This is a genomic window from Solirhodobacter olei (genome assembly GCF_004010155.1).
Classification (GTDB): domain Bacteria; phylum Pseudomonadota; class Alphaproteobacteria; order Rhodobacterales; family Rhodobacteraceae; genus Solirhodobacter; species Solirhodobacter olei.
The window spans coordinates 1-3513 of sequence record NZ_RRYH01000076.1; the positions used below are offsets into that span (position 1 = coordinate 1).

Sequence of the window (3513 nt, forward strand, 5' to 3'; positions counted from 1 at the left end):
ACGCTCGAAAACCTCATGTTCCACATGGCCGGCGGCGCAGGGCTCGAAACGCTCGAACACGAGCTGCACGCCGGCCGCTTGGGCGCCGGAAAATGAACCCTTAATGTTGGTGGTGATGGCACTCGCCCGAGGCGCAGGGATTGCCGCCCAGCTTGGCGAGAGTGAGGGCGTGGCGCAGCACTTCGGGGGCTTCCAGGGGGCCGCCATGGCCCATGTGGAAACGCTTGCCGCCGCTCTCGATCATGCGCCTCAGTTCGTGCGACACCTTTGCGGGGTCGTCTTCGAACGGAGGACGGATCGCGCGGCCCTTGAAGATCATTCCGCCGATCAGGATGCCCGAGGCAATCAGGTCGCCGACCATCACGTCTTCCGAGGACAGTTCCACCGCAATCGAGCCCGGCGTGTGGCCGCCCGTATGCCGCACGATCCCATCAACCCCGAAGTCGAGCAGATTGAACGTGTGACCATTGGTCATCATGATGTCGGGGACAAACCCTTCGTAGGGCTCGTGCGGGACCGGCGTCTTGAGGAACAGCTTTCCCACCCAGCTGGTCGTGCAATAGGTCATCTTTCTCCTGCGACTGTAGAAATCGGCATCATCCTGATGCGCGAGAATGGGGGCACCGGACAGCTGGCGAAGGCGCGCCGCGCTGCCGGCATGGTCGGTATGGGCATGCGTGACGACGATCAGCTTGATGTCGCGGAACGTCAGTCCGTGCCGGGCAAGAACCTTGCCGATCTTGCGTTCGGAACCGGGAATGCCGGCGTCGATGAGCACGCAGCCTGCCTCGCTGCGGATGAGGTGCGCGTTGACCATGCCGAGCGGCAGGATCGGGATGGGTATGATCTGGGTCTCGAGCATGGGATTTTCCTTGGTTAAGGCGCTGCCCGCGAGAGGGACGCGCTTGGCGCGACGCGGGTCCGGTGCCGCGCGGGGTTAGATGAGCGGCGTGGCAAAGCTTCGGATCAGATCCGCCAGGTCATCCGGGGCTTCCAGCGGCGAAAGGTGGCCAATTCCCGGGAGTAGGTGCAACCTGGCCTGCGGGATCCGCGGCATCAGCTCCTGGCGCAGCACCGCGGGCGGATCGACCCGGTCCTCCTCGCCCGAGACGACGAGGGTGGGGACGCGGATCTGCGCCGCCTGCGCGGTGATGTCCTCCTGACTTGCTTCGAGAGGCCAGGCCAACCTGGCCGCGGGAGCCCCCTGCAGGCTGTCGGTGACGACCTGTTCCAGATCGTCCGGTGCCAGCGGCGTGCGGGCCAGCACCTGCCGGACGGTCGCGATGATGCTGTCCCGAGTGTCGTAGGCCTGGACCATGCCCTGCCTGATCTCCAGCGGAACGCCCATGGGCGACGGCGGCGAGGGCGCGACCAGCACCAGCCCGGCCAGCGTGTAGCCTGCAACAGGCTTGTCCGACCGGCCCCAGCCACGTTGATCGACCGCGATGGTGCGAAAGGCGGGCGCAAGCGCCTGGGTGACATGCCGCCATGTGCGCGACGAGCCGCCCCAGTAGTGGAGGAAGACGAGCGCCGGAGCGCCTGTCCCGAGATCCTCGACATGAAGCTTGATGGTATCTGATGCAGTGCTCATGAGATTGCTCCGGGACAGGCGCGAACGTCGCGACCTTGGTCGTCAGGCGGCGGTGGTTCAGGCGGCAGCCTGAAGGATGAAGTCGGTGACGACCTCGGGATGCGACAGCATCGGCACATGGCTCGAAGCGACGTGCCGGGTCGTCGCATTCATGCGCTCGGCCATGCGTTCCTGATCGACGCGCAGGATCGCCAGATCCTCGGTACCGATCAGGTAGAAGGTCGGGCGCGCGCGCCATGCGGCCTGCGTCAGTGTGCCACCCAGCGCAGCGCCGTTGATCGGGCCCTGTGTGGCATGAACCACCGCCTGCTCGATGGGGTCGAGATCCTGCGCGAACAGCGTGGAGATACCCTTCGGCGTCAGCGACAGGAAACCTTCCGCGTCAGGCCGGATCTCGGCATTGAGCGGGACGGTCTCGAACTGGGCAAACAGCGACCCGGCGGATTCCCCCGCATCGGGTGCAAAGGCGTCGATGTAGACGAGGCGCGTGACCTTGGGGGCGTTGCCCGCCTGGCCGATGACGGCGCCGGCGTAGCTGTGCCCGACCAGCACCACGTCGCCCTGCGCCAGAGCGATGGCGCGGCCGACGGCGGCAACATCGGCCTCGAAGCTGGTGAGGGGAAGCTGGACAGCCGTAACGGTCATGCCCTTGGCGGCCAGCAGCGGAATGATCTTGGCCCAGCTGGAGCCATCTGCCCAGGCGCCATGGACGAGGATTACGTTGGATGCAGTCATTGTCTTTCTCCTTGGGGTTTGGGTTTTTGAAGGAATTGGTGGTTCCGAGGCCCTCAGCCGTGCCAGTGCGAGCAGCGGATGACGGAGCAGAAGTTGCCACGATGGAGGCAGGCACACCCCGGCGCTCCCTAAAACGGGCCGTGCCGACGGTCTTTGCCGCTGGTTGAAACGATGGAGGCGAAGGCTCTCAATGAGGGCCTTTCGCCCTGCCTGTCTTCATTCGCAGCATTCCGACGTGGCAGCAATGATGGTGAACCTTGGAAAACTGCCAAGCATGTGCGATAACCTGCCCCAGACGCCTCAAGGCCGTCTGCAGTCCGGATCTGCCGGATGCCGCCCGGCACGAAGGACACAAGCACCGATGGCAAGAAGAGAGATTGCACTCGTTATCTACGAGGGCGTTCAGGCGCTCGACGTCGCTGGGCCCCTTGATATTTTTGCAGCGGCCAATGGGTTTTTGCCGGAGGAGGAACACTATAACTGCGTCCTGGTGGCGGGCAGAACACAGCCCCTGCGCAGTTCCAACGGCATGCGGATGGTCGCTGATCTCAGCTTCGATCAGGCGGAACGCGCATTTCACACGGTGCTGGTAGCAGGCGGCCCCAACCTCGCGGACAGTCCGAACGACGACGCCATGTCGGCATGGTTGCGGGAGTGGGGCGTTGCGGCCCAACGCTACGGCTCGATCTGCACCGGCGCCTTCGCGTTGGGCCGGGCAGGCCTGCTCGATGGGCGCACCGTCACGACGCACTGGCTCTGCTCGGGGCAACTGGCCAGGCAATTCCCGGAGGCAAGGGTAGAGCATGATCGTATCCATGCGCGCGATGGTCGCCTGGTGACATCCGCCGGGGTGACGGCGGGGATCGACCTGAGCCTTGCCCTGGTCGGTGAAGATCACGGCTCCGCGCTTTCACTCGCCTGCGCAAAGGCCTTGGTGGTCGTGGCGCAGCGACAGGGTGGGCAGTCGCAGTTCAGCCCGCTGTTGGTGTCTGCAGGCGATCCCGGGACGCAACTCGGCAAGGTGCAGGCCTATGTCATGGACCATATTGGCGAGGCTTTTCCTGTTGAACGTCTCGCTGAGTTGGCCGGCGTAAGCCCGCGGAGCATCGCGCGGCTGTTCGTGCGCGAACTGGGTGTCACACCGCACGAGTTCGTGGAAGGGGTGCGTCTGGACCGGGCCCGCAACC

Annotated in this window: 4 protein-coding genes; 1 reads left to right on the top strand and 3 read right to left on the bottom strand. The window is 65.0% G+C overall.

What is annotated here, in order from left to right; all coding sequences use genetic code 11:
• Window positions 1-100: 100 nt before the first annotated feature.
• The 3 genes from EIP85_RS22465 to EIP85_RS22475 form a co-directional block, all read right to left on the bottom strand.
• Entirely contained in the window at window positions 101-862 is a 762-nt protein-coding gene (locus tag EIP85_RS22465) for an MBL fold metallo-hydrolase (protein WP_127904430.1), read from the bottom strand.
• A 75-nt stretch (window positions 863-937) separates the two neighbouring features.
• Entirely contained in the window at window positions 938-1591 is a 654-nt protein-coding gene (locus EIP85_RS22470; protein WP_127904431.1) for an alpha/beta fold hydrolase, read from the bottom strand.
• A gap of 57 nt (window positions 1592-1648) precedes the next feature.
• Complete coding sequence (locus tag EIP85_RS22475) at window positions 1649-2326, bottom strand: alpha/beta fold hydrolase (protein WP_127904432.1); 678 nt, start codon at window positions 2324-2326, stop codon at window positions 1649-1651.
• Window positions 2327-2687: 361 nt separating this feature from the next.
• Here EIP85_RS22475 and EIP85_RS22480 point away from each other — a divergent pair.
• Window positions 2688-3513: GlxA family transcriptional regulator (locus tag EIP85_RS22480; protein WP_127904433.1), on the top strand; the 826-nt coding region annotated here is incomplete at its 3' end.

Coding starts and splice junctions, on each gene's coding strand:
- EIP85_RS22465 (WP_127904430.1), bottom strand. CDS start 862: ATGCTCGAGACCCAGATCATACCCATCCCGATCCTGCCGCTCGGCATG.
- EIP85_RS22475 (WP_127904432.1), bottom strand. CDS start 2,326: ATGACTGCATCCAACGTAATCCTCGTCCATGGCGCCTGGGCAGATGGC.
- EIP85_RS22470 (WP_127904431.1), bottom strand. CDS start 1,591: ATGAGCACTGCATCAGATACCATCAAGCTTCATGTCGAGGATCTCGGG.